This window comes from Paraburkholderia sp. MPAMCS5 (assembly GCF_036016995.1).
In the GTDB taxonomy this organism is placed as follows: domain Bacteria; phylum Pseudomonadota; class Gammaproteobacteria; order Burkholderiales; family Burkholderiaceae; genus Paraburkholderia.
In genome coordinates this window covers 165,351-182,024 of sequence record NZ_JAYXBK010000004.1, presented here as the reverse complement: position 1 = coordinate 182,024, position 16,674 = coordinate 165,351, and the positions used below count along the sequence as shown (strand labels likewise).

Annotated in this window: 15 protein-coding genes; 6 read left to right on the top strand and 9 right to left on the bottom strand. The window is 63.2% G+C overall.

Annotated features, from left to right (window positions below; genetic code table 11):
- Nucleotides 1-208 precede the first annotated feature (208 nt).
- The gene (locus VOM14_RS11155; protein WP_327629066.1) at nucleotides 209-1,198 is read right to left on the bottom strand and encodes a chemotaxis protein CheB; all 990 of its coding nucleotides are present in this window, start codon (nucleotides 1,196-1,198) and stop codon (nucleotides 209-211) included.
- Nucleotides 1,199-1,296: 98 nt separating this feature from the next.
- On the opposite strand from VOM14_RS11155, the gene VOM14_RS11150 reads away from it, so the two are divergent.
- Nucleotides 1,297-1,545 (top strand): hypothetical protein, encoded by a 249-nt coding sequence (locus VOM14_RS11150; protein WP_327628764.1) that lies wholly within the window; start codon nucleotides 1,297-1,299, stop codon nucleotides 1,543-1,545.
- Nucleotides 1,546-1,610: 65 nt separating this feature from the next.
- Here VOM14_RS11150 and VOM14_RS11145 read toward each other — a convergent pair whose 3' ends face one another.
- The 3 genes from VOM14_RS11145 to VOM14_RS11135 all read right to left on the bottom strand — a co-directional run bounded on the left by VOM14_RS11145 (nucleotide 1,611) and on the right by VOM14_RS11135 (nucleotide 8,967).
- Complete coding sequence (locus VOM14_RS11145; protein WP_327628763.1) at nucleotides 1,611-5,780, bottom strand: CheR family methyltransferase; 4,170 nt, start codon at nucleotides 5,778-5,780, stop codon at nucleotides 1,611-1,613.
- 503 nt (nucleotides 5,781-6,283) lie between these two features.
- On the bottom strand, nucleotides 6,284-7,528 hold the full coding sequence (locus VOM14_RS11140; RefSeq protein WP_327628762.1) for a metal-dependent hydrolase family protein: 1,245 nt from the start codon (nucleotides 7,526-7,528) through the stop codon (nucleotides 6,284-6,286).
- 71 nt (nucleotides 7,529-7,599) lie between these two features.
- The gene (locus VOM14_RS11135) at nucleotides 7,600-8,967 is read right to left on the bottom strand and encodes an MFS transporter (RefSeq protein ID WP_327628761.1); all 1,368 of its coding nucleotides are present in this window, start codon (nucleotides 8,965-8,967) and stop codon (nucleotides 7,600-7,602) included.
- Between the two features lie 322 nt (nucleotides 8,968-9,289).
- On the opposite strand from VOM14_RS11135, the gene VOM14_RS11130 reads away from it, so the two are divergent.
- Nucleotides 9,290-9,607, top strand: a complete 318-nt coding sequence (locus tag VOM14_RS11130) for an ArsR/SmtB family transcription factor (protein WP_013591875.1) — start codon at nucleotides 9,290-9,292, stop codon at nucleotides 9,605-9,607.
- 93 nt (nucleotides 9,608-9,700) lie between these two features.
- A complete protein-coding gene (locus VOM14_RS11125) occupies nucleotides 9,701-10,762 on the top strand; it encodes an alkene reductase (RefSeq protein ID WP_327628760.1) in 1,062 nt (353 codons plus the stop codon).
- Nucleotides 10,763-10,880: 118 nt separating this feature from the next.
- On the opposite strand, the gene VOM14_RS11120 is transcribed toward VOM14_RS11125, so the two are convergent.
- The 3 genes from VOM14_RS11120 to VOM14_RS11110 form a co-directional block, all read right to left on the bottom strand.
- A complete protein-coding gene (locus tag VOM14_RS11120; protein ID WP_327628759.1) occupies nucleotides 10,881-11,408 on the bottom strand; it encodes a GNAT family N-acetyltransferase in 528 nt (175 codons plus the stop codon).
- 115 nt (nucleotides 11,409-11,523) lie between these two features.
- Nucleotides 11,524-11,784, bottom strand: coding sequence for a hypothetical protein (locus tag VOM14_RS11115; protein ID WP_327628758.1), 261 nt, complete (start codon nucleotides 11,782-11,784; stop codon nucleotides 11,524-11,526).
- Nucleotides 11,785-12,080: 296 nt separating this feature from the next.
- The gene (locus VOM14_RS11110) at nucleotides 12,081-12,302 is read right to left on the bottom strand and encodes a DUF2795 domain-containing protein (protein ID WP_327628757.1); all 222 of its coding nucleotides are present in this window, start codon (nucleotides 12,300-12,302) and stop codon (nucleotides 12,081-12,083) included.
- Nucleotides 12,303-12,502: 200 nt separating this feature from the next.
- Here VOM14_RS11110 and VOM14_RS11105 point away from each other — a divergent pair, with 200 nt between their 5' ends.
- From VOM14_RS11105 to VOM14_RS11095, 3 genes are all read left to right on the top strand, one after another.
- Complete coding sequence (locus VOM14_RS11105) at nucleotides 12,503-14,671, top strand: ATP-binding protein (protein ID WP_327628756.1); 2,169 nt, start codon at nucleotides 12,503-12,505, stop codon at nucleotides 14,669-14,671.
- A gap of 50 nt (nucleotides 14,672-14,721) precedes the next feature.
- Complete coding sequence (locus VOM14_RS11100) at nucleotides 14,722-14,937, top strand: FmdB family zinc ribbon protein (protein ID WP_327628755.1); 216 nt, start codon at nucleotides 14,722-14,724, stop codon at nucleotides 14,935-14,937.
- Between the two features lie 103 nt (nucleotides 14,938-15,040).
- Nucleotides 15,041-15,562 (top strand): low affinity iron permease family protein, encoded by a 522-nt coding sequence (locus tag VOM14_RS11095; protein ID WP_327628754.1) that lies wholly within the window; start codon nucleotides 15,041-15,043, stop codon nucleotides 15,560-15,562.
- A gap of 20 nt (nucleotides 15,563-15,582) precedes the next feature.
- Here VOM14_RS11095 and VOM14_RS11090 read toward each other — a convergent pair whose 3' ends face one another.
- Together VOM14_RS11090 and VOM14_RS11085 are read right to left on the bottom strand one after the other, a co-directional pair.
- Nucleotides 15,583-16,209 carry a ParB/Srx family N-terminal domain-containing protein gene (locus VOM14_RS11090; RefSeq protein ID WP_327628753.1) on the bottom strand — a complete coding sequence of 209 codons (627 nt, stop codon included), beginning with the start codon at nucleotides 16,207-16,209 and terminating at the stop codon, nucleotides 15,583-15,585.
- A 26-nt stretch (nucleotides 16,210-16,235) separates the two neighbouring features.
- Nucleotides 16,236-16,529, bottom strand: coding sequence for a DUF6723 family protein (locus VOM14_RS11085; RefSeq protein ID WP_327628752.1), 294 nt, complete (start codon nucleotides 16,527-16,529; stop codon nucleotides 16,236-16,238).
- Nucleotides 16,530-16,674: the final 145 nt, after the last annotated feature.

The window sequence follows — 16,674 nt, the reverse complement described above, 5'->3', positions numbered from 1 at the left end:
CGGCTCATGCGCACGACGTGCGTACTTCTTCGCATGGCCGCATGGCTGCGGGGACACGGACTTCCGGTATTTAACGCGTCGCACGCGTCGCACGCGTCTCACGCAATCTCACGCGCCGAAGCCGCGCAAGGACGGCTTGATTCCCGCGCGACAGTCGAAGCCGATGACAAAGATCCGATGACAGCGGCCTCATCACGGCGCGGATGGGTCAGGCTCCATGCACGCCCGCGGCGGCGCGCAGAAGTTCAGCCAGCTTTTCGTTTTCTTCGATGCGTGCCTGTTCCACGGCCACGTCCGCATCGCTGCCCACGCGTTGCGCCCAGTGCCGTCGCTCGCGCGCAAAGATGATCCGTTCGTGCACCGCGCGAATAGCGCCCCAGATGGCGTCGTCGGCACCTTGGGCGCTGGCTTCTTCCAGCGACAGCGCCGAGAAAGCGTGTCCCGTATGGCAGCGGTAGCGCAACGGCCGGTCGTCACGCAGACGCCAAAGCGCACCGTTACAGCTCGGGCACGTGAGCGCGGAGCGCTCGCCGATCTGGTCGAGTTCCTGAGGCGAAACCAGTCCGCTCTCACCAATCCGCGCTTCGCGATCAAGATCAGGCCGGTTGGTCATGGGATGCTCCTCGCGCCGTATCTCCCCTTTGATGGCCGCGTGAAGGACGTTTGCCAGGTCATTCGCCTTCACGACAGCGTCGGCTCCGCCTGCGGCAATCGCGCTTCGAGGCATCGAAGGCGCCTCGCAGTCGTCGGGGTCCTGAGCCACGCCGTATCCGCCGCGCGCCCGCACGGACGCGAGGCCCGCGGCGCCGTCGTCCAGATCGCCGCTGAGCACCACGCCGATCACGCGAGCCTGATATTCGACGGCTGCCGATCTGAAGAGCGGATCAGCCGCGGGCCGTGCGAAGTTTTCCGTCGCGGTGTCCAGGAGGCGCACCAATCCACCACGCAATATCATGTGACGATCCGGAGGCGCCACGTAGATTCTGCCGCTTTGCACCGCTTCGCCATGCACCGGATGAGTCGCCCGAAGCGGGCCCCATCGCGACAGAAGTTCAGGCAGCACGCTGCGGTGCCTGCCAATGTGCATCACAATACACAACGTGGCCTTCAGATCCGGAGGAAGATTAGAAACCAGCATCCTGAGTACGGGAAGCGCGCCACGGGATGCTCCGATAACCACAATATCTCGATGTTCCATAAAGCCTCCTCCCCAACTGAGCAGCAATTTTTGCGCCTGGCCGGGTCGGACATTTTCAGGCGCGCGTGCGCGGCTTGGGCTTACAAGGAGGGCACATCATGTTGACCTTATCCGGGGAACTGGACAAGTTGCGGCAGGCCGACACGCATATCGTGGAGGCGGTACGCCGTATCGAGCAGCAGCAGATTGCGATTGCGTCGATGCCGCCAGAAAGCGACCAGAAGACACGCGCCGAGGACTTCCTTCTCACCATGCAAACGACGCTGACGCAGTTCCAGTTCCATCGCGAGGCGATCATTGAAAATATTGCGCGCCTGCGCATGCAGAACAAGCGGGACGCCGAGTGAACGCCCCGCGATCCCGCCCTTGCACGCGGCGCATGCTTCGCGCATCGGCGTGGGTGACGACGACGTCAGTTCGTTGTGCCGTTTCTCTGTTCAGTTGTCAGGACGGCAAGCGCATCGAGTAAGCGCGTGAATTCGAGCGGCTTCGCCAGATGCACGTCGTAGCCGACTTCATGCGCCGCCTGAATGTCCTCGCCCCGATCGTGCCCGGTCAGCGCGACGCCGCGCAGCCCCGTCCATTGCGGATTCGCCCTGATCTGGCGCATCAGTTCGTAGCCGTCCATGTCGGGCAGACCGATGTCCGACACGAGCGCGTCGATCGGCGCCTCTTCCAGAATCCGCAGCGCCTCCGGCCCGCTTGTCGCCGCCCGCACGAGCGCGCCTTCGAGTTCGAGCAGGCTGGCAAGCGATGCGGCCGTCTCCTGGTCGTCCTCGACCAGCAAGATGCGCAGCCCCGCGATACTCCGGTTTTCCACGGCGATATCGGGCAAAGGCGCACGTTCGTCACTGACCGACGGCAGCCACACCGTCATCACGGTGCCCGCGCCGGGTCCATCCGACTCCGCGCTGATCCTGCCGCCGTGCATCTCGACAAGCTGCCTGACGAGAGCAAGGCCAATGCCGAGGCCGCCGCTCACGCGCGTGCGCGGGCCTTGACGGAACATCTCGAAGACATGGGGCAGGACTGAAGGGTCGATGCCCTGTCCGTCGTCGGTCACATCGAGGCGCAGCATGCGGCCCTCGTGCGCGAGCCGCAGATGAATGCGCCCGCCGGCATCCGTGAACTTCAGCGCGTTCGATACGAGGTTCCAGATGATCTGCTCGCAGCGAACCGGGTCGGCAAGCGTGATAGCCGGCTCGTCGGGCACTTCGATTTCCATGGCGATGCCCCGCGCATGCACGTCCTCCTCGCAGGTGTCGGCGATATTCGTCAGCATGGCCGACAGATCGACGCGCGACACTTCGAGCGCGAGCTTGCCGGTCTGGATGCGCGACAGATCGAGCAGATCGTCGATGATCTGGGCCTGGCTGCGCACCGCGTGCCGGATCGACGAGGCCGCTTCGCGAACCGCAGCGATATGGCGCACTTCGGGCAGGCGCGGCAGCATTTCCGCCTTCACGCCGATCAGATTCAGCGGATGCTTCAGCTCGTGCGACAGCACGGCGATGAACTCGTCCTTCAACTGGTTGGCGCTGAGCGCCTGCTCGCGCGCGGCCTGCTCGCGGGCGAGCGCTTCGCGGCTCGCGTCCTCGTGCATTTTCCGCGCCGTCAGGTCGCGCAGGATTTTCGCAAAGCCGCTGAACGCGGTGTCGGTGATCGGCGTGACGACTCCGCTGCAATAGATGCGGCGGCCGTCGCGCGTGCGGTGCCAGCGCTCGTCGTCGGCGCGGCCTTCCTTTTCCGCCGTGTCGCGCTCGCGCGCGGGCACGAACGCTTGCCGGTCGTTCTGCTCGTAGATCAGCTCGATATCGCGCCCCACCACTTCTTCTTCCGGGTAGCCGAATATCCGTTCGGCGCCCGCGTTCCAGCTCGCAATCTTGCCGGCGCGGTCCTGAATGATGATCGCGTAATCTTTAGTGGATTGCGCCACGAGGCGCAGGCGCTGTTCGCCCGCGCGCGCGGCTTCTTCGGCTTCGTGGCGGTCCGTGATGTCGATCAGCGTGATCACCGCGCCGTCGATGTGATCGTCCGCCGTGCGGTACGGCAGGAGCCGCATCAGATACCAGCGGCCCGCCTCGCTCTGAATTTCCCGCTCCGTCAGCCTGAGCGACTGGAACGATTGCCGCACGTCGTCGGCGAGCGTCGGATAGCGCAACGAATGCGTGATGTGAAAGAGCGAGCGGCCGAGGTCCGTGTCGATCAGATTGAAAATGGCCGTGGCGTTCGGCGTGAAGCGTTTGACCCTGATTTCCTTGTCCACGAAGACCGTGGCGATCTCGCTCGAAGCGATGATGTTGTGCAGGTCGTCGTTGGCCTTGGCCGTGTCCTCGATCCGCGCCTGCATCTCGGCGTTGGCGGTGGTCAACTCTTCATTGACCGATTGCAACTCTTCCTTGCTGCTTTCGAGTTCTTCACTCGTGGAGCGCAATTCCTCGTTAATCGCCTGGAGTTCCTCGTTAGAAGCCTTTAGCTCCTCCACCGACGTTTCATATTGCTCGATGATGGTCGCCAGTTGCTCGCGGCTATGTTGCAACTCCTGTTCGAGCTGGGCGAGAACGGGGTCCTGCCCGGCGGATTCCGCCAGTTCCTCGTCGGTCATGTGGCCGGCGACTTCGTCGAACACGATCAGCAGGAATGCAGCGTTGGCGACATTGTCGTGAAACGGCCGCACCGTCATATTGATCCACGAAGGACGCGGCTCATGAACCCATTTGACCCGCCGCGCCTCGACACTCGTGCCGGTTTGCAGCGCACGGAAAATCGCCGTGCGCAGATCGAGCCGGAGATCGGGCAGCACGAGCGTCATGATGTTGCTCGACAACTCGCCGCCGACATGCCGCAGGAACCGGCCGGCGTTATCCGACAGATGAACGACGTTCGAATCGCGGTCGATGATCACGCTCGGCGGCGAATAGGTTTCCAGCGCGCGCTGGTGCAACTCGGTGAACGAGAAATTGCGCTGCGCGGGACTTGCCGGCGTGCGCAGCGGCACGGCCGGCGCGCTGCGCTCGTCGGGCGAGCTGGAATCGGACTGGAAAAGCGGCGGGAAGCCCACGGTCGGCTTGGCGCGGTGCGCGACCGCGCGTGCCCGGTAAATACGCCACTTTTTATCGACCACGACGAACAGGTCGTCTGCGGCGTCGGCGGACTCGGCCGTGCCGAGGAACAGAAAGCCGTTGGGACGCAGCGCGAAGTGGAACAGTTCGAGTATCTGCCGTTGCACCGCCCGTTCCAGATAGATCAGCACATTGCGGCAGGAGATCAGATCGAGGTGCGAAAACGGCGGATCGCGCAGCAGGCTGTGCGGCGCGAACAGAATGCGCTCGCGCACCGCCTTGGCGATCACGTAATGCGCGCCCTCGCGAACGAAATAGCGTTGCAGCAGCGCGGGCGGCACATCGCTGGCAATCGAAAGCGGGTAGGAGCCGGTGCGCGCCCGCGCAATCGCGGCCTCGTCGATGTCGGTGGCGAATACCTGAATCGACCTGCCCGAAGCCGCTGCCTCGCGGGCCTGCGCGAGTTGCAACGACAGCGAATAGGCTTCCTCGCCCGACGCGCATCCTGCAATCCATACGCGCACCTGGCCGTCGCCGGGTTCCTGAGTGAAAAGCGTGGAGATCACTTCCCGTTCGAGGAAGTCGAACGCTTCGCGGTCGCGGAAGAACTGGGTCACGCCGATCAGCATGTCGCCGAGCAACGCGTTGGCTTCGTCGGGCGTGGCGCGCAGGAAATCGCGGTAGCCCATCAGATCGCGCTGCCCGTTGACCTGCATGCGCCGCTCGATGCGCCGCAAAACCGTGGCGCGCTTGTAGAGCCGGAAATCATGGCCGGTGCGCACACGCAGATGCATCAGGATGTCCGACAGCGCTCGCTCGGGATCGTTGGGATGCGGCTTGCCGCGTTCCTGGGCGGCCTCCGCCACTTCGAGATCCTGCAACTCGATGCGCTGGGCGTTCGCCCACAATTCGAGCAGCCGCTGCGGCATTTCGGAGACGGGCAACACGATGTCGACCTGACTCGTGGCAATCGCGTGCTGGGGCATTTCCGCGTGCTCGGCGTCGGCCGGCGCCTGGGCGAGCGTGATGCCGCCCGCTTCCTTGACGCGGCTCAGACCCGCGGCGCCATCCGATCCCGCGCCCGACAGCACGATGCCAATCGCGTGCTGCTCGTGGGCGTCGGCGAGCGTGCGGAAAAAATGATCGATCGCAAAACTGGGCCCAGCAGTTAATTCCTGGTCGAACGTCCTCAGGCATCCGTCTGACATTTCCAGCCGTTTGCCGGGGGCGATGACATAAACGTGGTTCTTTTCAATCGGGATGGTGGATGTCACCTGGCGCACCGGCATGCCGCTCGTGCGTTGCAGGATGTCGTCCACGTGACTGAGTTGCCCTGCCGCCAGATGCACGACAACGACGAACGCCATATCCATGCTGTTTGGCGCATTTTCGAAGAAGACTTGCAACGCTTCCACGCCGCCTGCCGATGCGCCGATGCCCACTACTGGGAAGCGCAAGGCGCTTTTCACCGTGAGCAGTGAATTCGTCGAATTCTGGGGCGTCGACTTTTGCTTTGACACTGCGCTTCTCCTCGATTGTCTCGCGACGACGTAGCTCGCCGTGCGAGCGTAGAGCCATGCTCGTCGGCGTCTATATTGTAGGACTAACGGCGCGCTCTTCATGTTCTGAGGCCGTTCCACGCGATCCGGGCGCGCCCCGCAGGGCCTTGTTTTATTAAGCCACCCGGAAGTCCACTACCAAAGAGGTATTGTCGCTGATTAAAGCTCTGCTGAGAAACGCTGCGTCATGGAGATTGACCCGCAGATCGACCGGCTGCGCCGATTCGGGTCATCGTCACGATTTCGGTGCAACCGGAACAGGCGCGTGGCGCGCAGCCGCCGCAACCAGGTTGTTCCGCGGCAAGAAGGAGAGGGGTGGACAGCGGAGTCGGCGCGCAACACGATCCCTACCGATGGCGATGGCGCGACGTCGTCATCGGTTCGCATTGTCGCTTTGATGCGCAGACGGCGGCGGACGCAAAACAGAAACGGCGGCCGCCGTCCGCAGAACAGCTCGCGCCGGTTCAATGCAATTCGTTGAACTCGACGCGCCCGCCCTTCATCACCAGCGGAATGTGCTCGCCCTGCCCGGCGAGGCAACCGAGATCGCGGAACGGATCGCCGTCGACCACCAGCACGTCGGCATAAGCGCCCGGCGTGAGGCGTCCCAGCTTGCCCGTCATGCCGAGGATTTCCGCGCCGATGGTGGTCGCGCTGCCGATTATCTCGGCGGGGCTCAGCACTTGCGCGCGGATCGCAAACTCGTCGCTTTGCATACGATGGCCCGGCCCGAGCAGATCGGAGCCAAAGCCCATCTTGACCCCGGCGCGCCTGAAAATCTCCAGCGACTTCAAGCCCGCTTCGCGCACGATGTCGATCTTGGCCGCGCTCTCCGCCGACAAGCCAAAGCGCACGCCCTCGATATGCAAGGCCTCGTAAGCCACCAGCGTCGGCACCACGTACGCGCCGCGCTCGGCCATCAGCGCGGCGGTCGGCTCATCGATCAGATTCCCGTGCTCGATCGTGCGCACGCCGCAGCGCACCGCGCGCTGCATCGATTCGGCCGTATACGCGTGCGCCATCACGTAGGTGCCCCGCGCCTCGGCTTCGGCGACGACCGCGCGAATCTCGTCCTCCGAGTAGCCGAGCGCGCCAACCGGATCGGTCGGCGACGCGACGCCGCCGGACGCCATGATCTTGATCTGGTCGGCGCCCATCTGCAGTTCCTCGCGCACCGCGCGGCGCAACGCGTCCACGCCGTCGACGACCCGGCTCAACGCGCCGACCCGCACGCAGCAGTTGCAAGGCGCGTCGCCGGGCATGAAGTCGGTGCGCGCGCGTCCGTCGCCGTGGCCGCCGGTCTGGCTGAGCGCGCGCCCGGCAACGAACAGGCGCGGCCCCTGCGCAAGACCCATTTCCACCGATTGCTTGAGCGCGAAGCCCGCGCCGCCCGCATCGCGCACGGTGGTGAAGCCGCGCCGCAAAATGCCGCGCATGATCGGCAGCGCCTTCAGCGTGACGAATACGTTGGGCATGTTCACCTGGCTCGGCAAATCGAACTGCGTCGCGACCATGTGCGCGTGCAAGTCGATCAGGCCGGGCATGATGGTCTTGCCTTTGAGATCGATGACCTGGGCGTCGCGCGCGTCAATTGGCTGCTGCGAGATGTCCTTGATCGTGTCGCCTTCCACCAGCAGATGATGGCCCGGCTGCAATGCGTGTTGCAGCGGATCGAGCAAAGCGCCGTTTTTGAACAGGATGCGGTCCATATGTTCTTCCTCGGGTTGCGGAGCGCGAGCGCGCGATGCGCCGGCTGTGAGCGGTTCAGCGTTTCAGCGTTTCAGCGTTTCAGGCGCATCGCGGCAATCTCTTCCAGCGATCGGCCGCGGGTCGGCACGCCCATGATCAGCACCGCGAGCGCGCCGATGATCAGCACCAGCGTCGTGCCGCCGAACACCCCGCCGAAGCCCAGACGCGGGTAAAGATAGCCGACCAGGATCGGCGCGGCGATGGCGCCGAGACGTCCGATTGCGGACGAGATGCCCATGCCTGTCGCGCGCACGTCGGTGGGGAACACTTCGGGCGTGTATGCATAGACGCCCGCATAAGTGCCGTTCATGAAGAACGACAGCAAAAAGCCCGAGGTCAGAATCTGGGCATCGCCGTGCGTGAGCGCGAGCCCTAACGCGGAGCATCCGCCGAGCGCCATGTACGTCACGATGGTCGCGCGCCGGCCGATCTTTTCATTGAGCCACGCGCCCGAGAAGTAGCCGGGAATCTGCGCGATGTACATGACCAGCGAATAGGAGAAACTGCGCGTGATCGTCATGCCGCTTTGCACCAGCAGGCCGGGAATCCACGTGAAGAACGCGTAGTAGCTGAAGGTGATCGCCAGCCACATCATCCAGGCCATCGCGGTGATGCCGGCCAGCCGGCGCGACCAGAGCGCCTTGAGATTGCCGAGCGGCGTGCCGCGCGCGACGGGAGCCGGCACGTTCGCGTCGAGCGGCTGCTCCGGCAGGAGCGGCAGGCCGGCGGCGTGCACCACCGCTTCCATCCGGTCGACGATCACCGCCGCTTCCGCGCTTCTGCCGCGGCTGTCGAGCCAGCGCGGCGATTCGGGCAACGCGCGCCGCCACCAGAGCAGCATGACGATCGGCAGTGCGGTGATCACCGAGACGATCCGCCAGGCGTCGGGCGACAACGGTATGACCAGATAGCCGAGTATCGCGGCGGCGACGAAGCCGAACGAGAAGAACGCCGCCAGACTGCCGGTGAATGTGCCGCGATATTTGCGCGCGCAGAACTCCGAGAGAAACGGCGCGACGATCGCGCTTTCGCCGCCGGTGCCGAACCCGGCGACGATGCGCATCGCCATGAAAAATGGCCAATCTTGCGCGGTGGCGCTGATGAGCGATGCGATGCAATAGATGATCAGCGCCCATACCATGACTTTGCGTCGGCCGATCACATCGCCGAGGATGCCGGCGAGCGCGGCGCCGAAGAAGTAGCCAATAAAGGTGCCGCTGCCGAGCACGCCGGTCTGCACGCTGGTCAGATGCCACTGGTTGCGCAGCACGGGCAGCATGAACGCCAGCACGGCGGCATCCATTGCATCGAAGACGTAGCCTAGTCCTCCCAGCCACAACAGTTTCCGATGAAAGCTCGAGTACGGCAGGCGTTCTATTCGCGCGGGAATCGTCGACATAGCTTCCTTCCAGAAAGGGGAGCGCCGTGGCGCCGGGCATCGTCGGTCGAGTATAGGGAGCCGAAATAAGCGGGTCTTGGATGGAAACCGCATCGAACATGCGGATTCCGGCATCACGGCGTGGCGCCGCGGTGAAAGCGCGCGTTCTTTTGCGGGCTTTTTTGTATGTCGATAAGTCTATTCCCCACTGTCAGTAGTGACTCGATGCATATCGGGAAATTACGATATATACTTCGAACTGTAGCGATGCAGTCACGAGGACGCAGACGAAAGGACGTCGCGCCACGCCTCGCCCTTGAAACAGTTCGACGGTAGTTGACGAATGAAACGAACCCCCATCGCACCGGACATCGACGCGATACACAAAGCGCTCGCCAATCCGGTGCGCCGCGAGATTCTTGGCTGGCTGCGCGAGCCGTACGCGCATTTCGCCGACCAGGAACTGCCGCTCGATCACGGCGTGTGCGCGGGCAAGATCGACGCGCGCTGCGGACTCTCGCAGTCCACCGTGTCGGCGCATCTCGCCGCGTTGCAGCGCGCGGGGCTCGTCACGTCGAAACGTGTCGGCCAATGGGTGTTTTTCAAACGTAACGAGCCCGTTATTCAGGCGTTCCTCGAGCATATGAACTCCAAGCTCTGACGCGTCCCGCATCGCCGCTTCCTTCGCTTTTTCGTTGCCACGCAACTATTTTTCAGGCTCTGGCGTCCGCGCCTCAGCCAAAGGTGAACACTTATGCCGACTCTTTTCGATCCGCTGCAAATTGGCGACCTCACGTTGTCGAACCGCATCATCATGGCGCCGCTGACCCGTCAGCGCGCCGAGGAAATTCGCGTGCCGAATGCGCTCATGGCGAAGTACTACGCTGAACGCGCCACGGCCGGACTGATCATCAGCGAGGCCACTTCGGTCACGCCGCAAGGCGTGGGTTACGCCGAGACGCCGGGCATCTGGTCGCAGGAACAGGTGGAAGGCTGGAAGCTCGTCACGAACGCCGTGCACGCCGCGGGCGGCAAGATCTTTCTGCAACTGTGGCACGTCGGCCGCATTTCCGATCCGCTGTTCCTGAATGGCGAACTGCCCGTCGCGCCGAGCGCCATCGCCGCGAAGGGTCACGTGAGCCTCGTGCGTCCGGAGCGTCCGTATGTGACGCCGCGCGCACTCGAACTCGATGAAATCGCCAGCGTCGTTCAGGCATTCCGCCAAGGCGCGGAGAACGCGAAAGCGGCGGGCTTCGACGGTGTGGAAGTGCACGGCGCGAACGGCTATCTGCTCGACCAGTTCCTGCAGGACGGCACCAACAAGCGCACCGACGCCTACGGCGGCCCGATTGAGAACCGCGCGCGTCTGCTGCTCGACATCACCGACGCGTGCATCGACGTATGGGGCGCGCATCGCGTGGGCGTGCACCTTGCACCGCGCCGCGACTCGCACGACATGGACGACTCGGACCCGGCAGCAACGTTCGGTTATGTGGCTCGCGAACTCGGCAAGCGCAAGATCGCGTTTATCGCCGCGCGCGAAGCGCTCGGTGAAGATCGCCTCGGCCCGCAATTGAAAAAGGAATTCGGCGGCCCGTATATCGTGAATGAAAAGTTCACGAAGGACACCGCACAGCACGTGCTCGACGCCGGTGACGCGGACGCCGTGGCATGGGGCCAGTTGTTCATCGCGAACCCGGACCTCGTGCGCCGCTTTGCGACGAATGCGCCGTTGAACCAGCCGAATCCAGCCACCTACTATGCACGCGGCGAGACGGGCTACGTCGATTATCCGGCGCTCGAAACCGTGGAATAAGCGGTGGAATAAGCGAGAAAACCGGCTGCTGTGAAGCAGCAGTCAAAGCGACGGGCGTGATCGGAGCGATATCCGGTCACGCCCGCCGCGTTCGTTTGCACGACCGCTGCCGCGCCGTTCACGCGAGATCGCGCCGCATGAACACGCGTTTCGATTCGTCGAGTCCTCGCGCAATATGCGCGTCGCGCCGCGCGATCAGAGCCGCATCGAGTTCGGTCCCGGCGATCTCGCGGAAACCGAGACGCCGGTAATACGGCGCATTCCACGGCACTTCGCGATACGTGGACAGGGTCAGTTGCATGCGCTCGCGCGAGCGCGCGAGTTGCTCGACCTGCCCGATCAACGCTGCGCCGATGCGCCGCCCTGCATGCGACGTGAGCACATCGAGTTCCTGAATATAGATGCGCGCGGGCTGCGGCTCGAACATCACGAATCCGGCACACATGCCGTCCACATCCAGCGCGAGCACGATTTCCTGTGCCGCAATCTTGCGTTCGACCAGCGCGAGATTCATCGGCGGCGCGTCAGCAATACCCGCCATGCCCACGCTCATGAAGCGCAGGCTCGCCTCGAATTCGATCGTACGAATGGTTTCGGCATCCTGAAGATCTGCAAAACGGAATGTGATGCCAACGGGTTGCTGCATGCGGATATTTTGTTCGGCAGGAAGATCGCCGCTTGCCCGCGCACTTGCTTTCGAACTTTCTTTCACCCTTGCTTTCGCCTCCTCTCAGCCTTCTGTTTTCAGCCCGGCTAACATGCTATTGACTGCCCGATGCCGCGCTCGCCGCATTGCCGGGCGCAGGCGGCATGCTCGCAGCCGCCGCTGCATCGCTCGCGCGCTTCGCTGCATCGCTTTCGCCACTCGTGCCCTTCAGGCCCGCGGAATTGCTCATCACCCCGCTGCTGCCGGAACTCATGGTGTCCTTGCTCGTGTCGTCCACCTTCTTGCAACCGGACGCACCGATTGCCAACGCGGCAATCGACACGGCCAGCACCGCGCCTTTCAGATTCCAATGCATGGTAGCACCCGTCCAATTCGTCGCGCGTGGCGCGGCAGGGGTTCATGGTTATCAAATAGAAAGCATCGACCATACCCGGCAAGCGCAATGAGCGCCCTCGGCCACGCCATCCGCGCAAGCCGACGAGTCTCGCAACACGGGTCGAATCGCGACTCCCGCGTCATACGCTGGGCGCTTTAAGCCGGCGCACGCGTGCCGCCCGCCTCGGCTTGCGGCTGTGTAGTTAGTTCCGATGCTTGCAGAATTGACCGAGGATTGACCGCGAACGGGCGCGTCGCGTAGCCGCCCTCGCGCCGTCATTCGTTGCCTACGCCCCTCGACACTTCCGCGGGACTTCCATACGTCTGGTCCGGCAGCCGCTGGAGCGCGTCGAGTACTTTGTCGTCGGCCTGGTTGGCTTTTGCCGTGTCCAGCAGGCTCGTTTTGTCGGCCGGATAGGAAACGCCCTTCAACGCCTTCTGCACATCGATGAATTTGCGGATTGAACCGCCGCTCGAATTCGAATCGGACGCTGCCATGTGTCCCTCCTTCAAGTTCGCATTCCGGTGGCAACATCGGAGCATCACGCGTTCCTTGCCGCTCAAGACGTTTTTGATTCCTCACAAAATGCAGACGCTTGCATTGACAGTATCGGGAACGATTCTGGCTCGTTGTCCAAGGGGGCCGCCTCAATGTGGGGCGGCCCGATTTCGTCAACTCATACAAAAAGGGAGTTCTCGTGCGCATTCCGGATCGCCAGGCCATCCTGCTCAACCAGCAAGCGATCCTGGCGAGGTTCGGCGAGTTCTCGCTCCGCTCCGACAATCTCGACGAAATTCTCACGGAAGCCTGCCGCCTCGTTGCCGAAGCACTGCAAACGGACATGGCCAAGGTCATGGAATTGCACGACGACCGCATCACGCTCCTCGTGCGCGCGGGCGCCGGCTGGCCGCCCGGCGTGGGGGGTCATGCCACGGCGCGCGCGGAGCGCGGCTCGTCCGAGGGCTACGCACTGCAAACAGGCCAGCCCGTCATCTCACGCGACATCGCAACGGAAAAGCGCTTTCGCTATTCGCAGTTCATTGTCGATGCCGGTGTGAAGGCGATGATCAACGTGGTCATTCTGGGCGCAAAGGGCCGGTCCGCGTATGGCGTATTGCAGGTGGACAGCCGCACGCCGCGCGACTTCAGCGAGACCGATACCGCATTTCTACGCTCGTATGCGAATCTGCTGGCCGCGGCCGTCGAGCGGCTTCGCATCGCCGCGGAAACGCGCAAGCACGCCACTTCGTTGCGCGAGAGCGAAGAGCGCTATCGCATGCTCGCGACGCAAATTCCCCAACTGGTCTTCACGTGCACGAGCACCGGCGAGCGCACATGGAGCAGTCCGCAGTGGATCGACTACAGCGGCATTCCAGAAGAGCACAGCCGCGGCTTCGGATGGCTCGACGGCATTCATCCGGACGATCGCCAGGCGACGATGGCGGCATGGAACGCGTGCGAGCCGAAAGGAGAATATGCGATCGAGCATCGCATCCGTCGCGCTCACGACGGCGCATACCGCTGGTTCCAGACGCGCGCGACGCCGGTTCGCGCAGAAGGACGCGTGGTCGCGTGGCTCGGCACATCGACGGATATCGAAGAGCAGGCGCGTGTCCGTGAAGCGCTGCAACGCGCCAGCGAAGAACTCGAAAAACGCGTCTCCGAGCGCACGGCCGAACTTCAACATGCGCTCGACACGCTGCATGGCGAAGCCCGCGAGCGCTCGCGCGCCGAAGATCGTCTGCGCCACAGCGAGAAACTGAAGGCGATTGGCCAACTGACTGGCGGCATCGCGCACGATTTCAACAACATGCTCCAGGCCATCATGAGCAGCCTCAGCCTGATTCGCGTGCGTATGCAGCAGGGGCGGCCGGCCGATGTCGTCGCGCTTGTCGAACGCGCGGAAAAAGGCGCGCTGCGCGCCGCGACGCTCACGCACAGACTGCTCGCATTCGGACGCCAGCAAACACTCGAACCGCGTCTCGTGAGCCTCGATGCCATCGCGCGCGACATGGAGGATATGATCCGCCGCGTCGTCGGCACGGGCATCGACGTCGAACTGAAACTCGGCGACGGCACCTGGCTCGTTCAATGCGATCCGAACCAGATGGAAAGCGCGTTGATGAACCTGTGCGTGAACGCGCGCGACGCAATGCCGGGCGACGGCTGGCTCACCATCAGCACGAATGAAGCGGTACTGAACGAAGCCGACGTCACGGGCTTCGAGGACGCCCAAGCGGGGCGTTACTGCTGCATTGCAGTGTCGGACACCGGCACCGGCATGTCGCCCAAGGTCATGGAGCATGCATTCGAACCGTTCTTCACGACGAAGCCCTCCGGCCAGGGCGTCGGCCTCGGCCTGAGTCAGATCTACGGCTTCGTGCGGCAATCCGGCGGCATCGTTCAAATGGAAACCACCGTGGGTAAAGGCACGACCGTGCGCCTGTGCATGCCGGCGCTCGCGCACAGAGAGGACGTCGAGAAAAGCGAGCAGGACGCCGCGAAAACCATCGTGCTCGTCGAGGACGAGCAGATCGTTCGCGAAGTCACCGCGGAGCAATTGCGGGAACAGGGCTACCGCGTGCTGGAAGCCGACAGCGGCGCTGCCGCATTGCGTCTTCTGCAAGCGGGCGCGCGCTTCAATCTTCTGATCAGCGACGTCGCGTTGCCCGGCGCGCTGAATGGCCGGCAAGTCGCGGAGACAGTGCGACAACGCTATCCGTGGATGCCCGTCATTCTCGTCACCGGTTATGCGCCGGGCGACACGCTCTCCGACATGGAAGTCATTCGCAAGCCCTTTCCGCCGGAAGTGCTCGCCGAACGCGTGCGCGCGAAACTCGAACAGTTGCGAACGGACGTCGAATAAACTATTGAGCCGGCCTTTTTGCTCTTCACCGACCACACTGATTCACAGCCATGCCAGCTTACGATTACGAATGCACTGAATGCGGCAGCTTCGAAACCCTTCGCCGCATTGCCGAACGAGACGAACCCGCGCCCTGTCCGCAGTGCGGAAAAACTGCGCAGCGCGTGGTCGTCGGCGCGCCGACACTCGGCGGCGGTTCGCCGGACGCCCGCGAAGACGCGGGAAGCTACGGCATGCGGCACCGCGGCGGCTGTTCCTGCTGTTGAAGGCGAACTGAACGCAAGCCGGGCATTGCAAAAGCGGGGTGGCACAAAGCGGGTGGCACAAAGCGTGCTGTGAGAAAACCACAGGCACTTCCCGGAGAACTTGATGCGAGAACCCAAAACTGGCTCCAGCACGGACAGCATGAACACCGTTCCGGATACGTCGAGTCCCGCGTATGCCGCGAGCAATCCGGTCACGCGCGCATTCGACACCTTCGCGACTTCCGTGACGCGGCTGGCCGGTTCGCCAATCGCATTCGGTCTCGCCGTGATCACCGTGATCGTGTGGGCCGTCACGGGGCCGCTATTTCATTTCTCCGACGCGTGGCAACTGGTCATCAACACAGGTACGACCATCATCACCTTTCTGATGGTCTTCATGATCCAGCAGAGTCAGAACAAGGACAGTGTTGCGATTCACCTGAAGCTTAACGAATTGCTCGCGTCGCATCGCGCGGCGAACAATCAGTTGATCGGTATCGAAGACGCTTCCGAAGACGATCTTCGCCGAATCGCCGCCGCGTACTTGCGGCTTGCGAATGATGTCGACGCGCAGGGCAAGGAAACCGTCGACGTCAACGCGTGCGTCGAGAAAGGCACGCCGTCGAAGCGTGAACACAACCTTTAGTTCTTCTTTTTATTCGTCTTTTAATTCTTCTTGCCGGCTTTGCGGCCGCTCTTCTCTTCGTCAGGACCGGCATAGCCGGGCAGGCCGAGCGCCGCGCCGCTCTTCGCCAGTTGAAGCGCTTTACCCACGAGCGCGTCGTATTCGGCATCGGTTGTGGGGCGAGGCAGCATCTTCCGGAACAGATCGGCCCAGCGAAACTCCTCCAGCGGCACACTCGTCTTCGCGTAGCCGCCGGCATCGCGCACCGCCGCGGCGAGACTGCGAAACTCATCGTCGATCATGTGCCACACATGCGGCGGCATGTCGGAAAATGCGACGCGTTGACCGTGCTGATCGTAGGGATACGTCCAGCGGTGATTTTCGAGCGTGAGCCAGAATTCGGCCGGTGAACAGCTGGAAAGATCGCGAACCAGCACGACCGGTACCGACTTGATGCCCGCATGCCATAACGCCGCCGCCACGTGATGATGATCGGTGGCAAACGATTCGCCGCCCGGTCCCTGCACGATCGGCACCGGCTTCTCGGCAATGGCCATGTCCAGATCGTGTCCGGACAACGATTGATAAAACTTTTTCTTCTGCTGAACCTCGCGCGCTCCGTGAGTCACTTGCGTCGGGCGCAAACGTTCGATCTCCAGGGTCTTCATCGACGTCTCCGTTCGTGAACTTTTTTTCAGGTCTCCGGATTCAGCAAATCCGCTGCGACTACTTCGCTGCCCATTCGCGCCGCCGCCTCGCGTGCTTCCAGCGCAGTGTCGAACGGGCCGATCACGGGCGCGCCGTCGTAGGGGAAGATCAGACGGTCGTCCGTGGTCCGCACCACTTTCAGGTCACCGGCAAACGCGCCGGCCGCAGTGCGCCGATAGGTCGGGTAGATCCTGTAATCGCTTGCGGTGGCTGGAATACCGCTGGGCGATGCGAGGGCTCGCAGCGAACTATTGTGAAAGTGCAACTTCCTTCTCACCATCTCTATTCCTGCAATTGCGATCTTCGACTCGATGCTGGGCCGTGCAAAAGAACGTATAACGATGGCGCAGACATGGGCACGGCGCACATCGGATGCGCGCCGCGCCCCTCCGCAAGAGGCAGATTTCAGCGCCTCAAACAAGGCG

What these genes read in the sequence shown, in the direction of transcription:
- VOM14_RS11155 (WP_327629066.1), bottom strand. Translation starts at nt 1,198, where the DNA reads ATGGAACATCGAGATATTGTGGTTATCGGAGCATCCCGTGGCGCGCTT.
- VOM14_RS11150 (WP_327628764.1), top strand. Translation starts at nt 1,297, where the DNA reads ATGTTGACCTTATCCGGGGAACTGGACAAGTTGCGGCAGGCCGACACG.
- VOM14_RS11140 (WP_327628762.1), bottom strand. Translation starts at nt 7,528, where the DNA reads ATGGACCGCATCCTGTTCAAAAACGGCGCTTTGCTCGATCCGCTGCAA.
- VOM14_RS11135 (WP_327628761.1), bottom strand. Translation starts at nt 8,967, where the DNA reads ATGTCGACGATTCCCGCGCGAATAGAACGCCTGCCGTACTCGAGCTTT.
- VOM14_RS11130 (WP_013591875.1), top strand. Translation starts at nt 9,290, where the DNA reads ATGAAACGAACCCCCATCGCACCGGACATCGACGCGATACACAAAGCG.
- VOM14_RS11125 (WP_327628760.1), top strand. Translation starts at nt 9,701, where the DNA reads ATGCCGACTCTTTTCGATCCGCTGCAAATTGGCGACCTCACGTTGTCG.
- VOM14_RS11120 (WP_327628759.1), bottom strand. Translation starts at nt 11,408, where the DNA reads ATGCAGCAACCCGTTGGCATCACATTCCGTTTTGCAGATCTTCAGGAT.
- VOM14_RS11115 (WP_327628758.1), bottom strand. Translation starts at nt 11,784, where the DNA reads ATGCATTGGAATCTGAAAGGCGCGGTGCTGGCCGTGTCGATTGCCGCG.
- VOM14_RS11110 (WP_327628757.1), bottom strand. Translation starts at nt 12,302, where the DNA reads ATGGCAGCGTCCGATTCGAATTCGAGCGGCGGTTCAATCCGCAAATTC.
- VOM14_RS11100 (WP_327628755.1), top strand. Translation starts at nt 14,722, where the DNA reads ATGCCAGCTTACGATTACGAATGCACTGAATGCGGCAGCTTCGAAACC.
- VOM14_RS11095 (WP_327628754.1), top strand. Translation starts at nt 15,041, where the DNA reads ATGCGAGAACCCAAAACTGGCTCCAGCACGGACAGCATGAACACCGTT.
- VOM14_RS11090 (WP_327628753.1), bottom strand. Translation starts at nt 16,209, where the DNA reads ATGAAGACCCTGGAGATCGAACGTTTGCGCCCGACGCAAGTGACTCAC.
- VOM14_RS11085 (WP_327628752.1), bottom strand. Translation starts at nt 16,529, where the DNA reads ATGGTGAGAAGGAAGTTGCACTTTCACAATAGTTCGCTGCGAGCCCTC.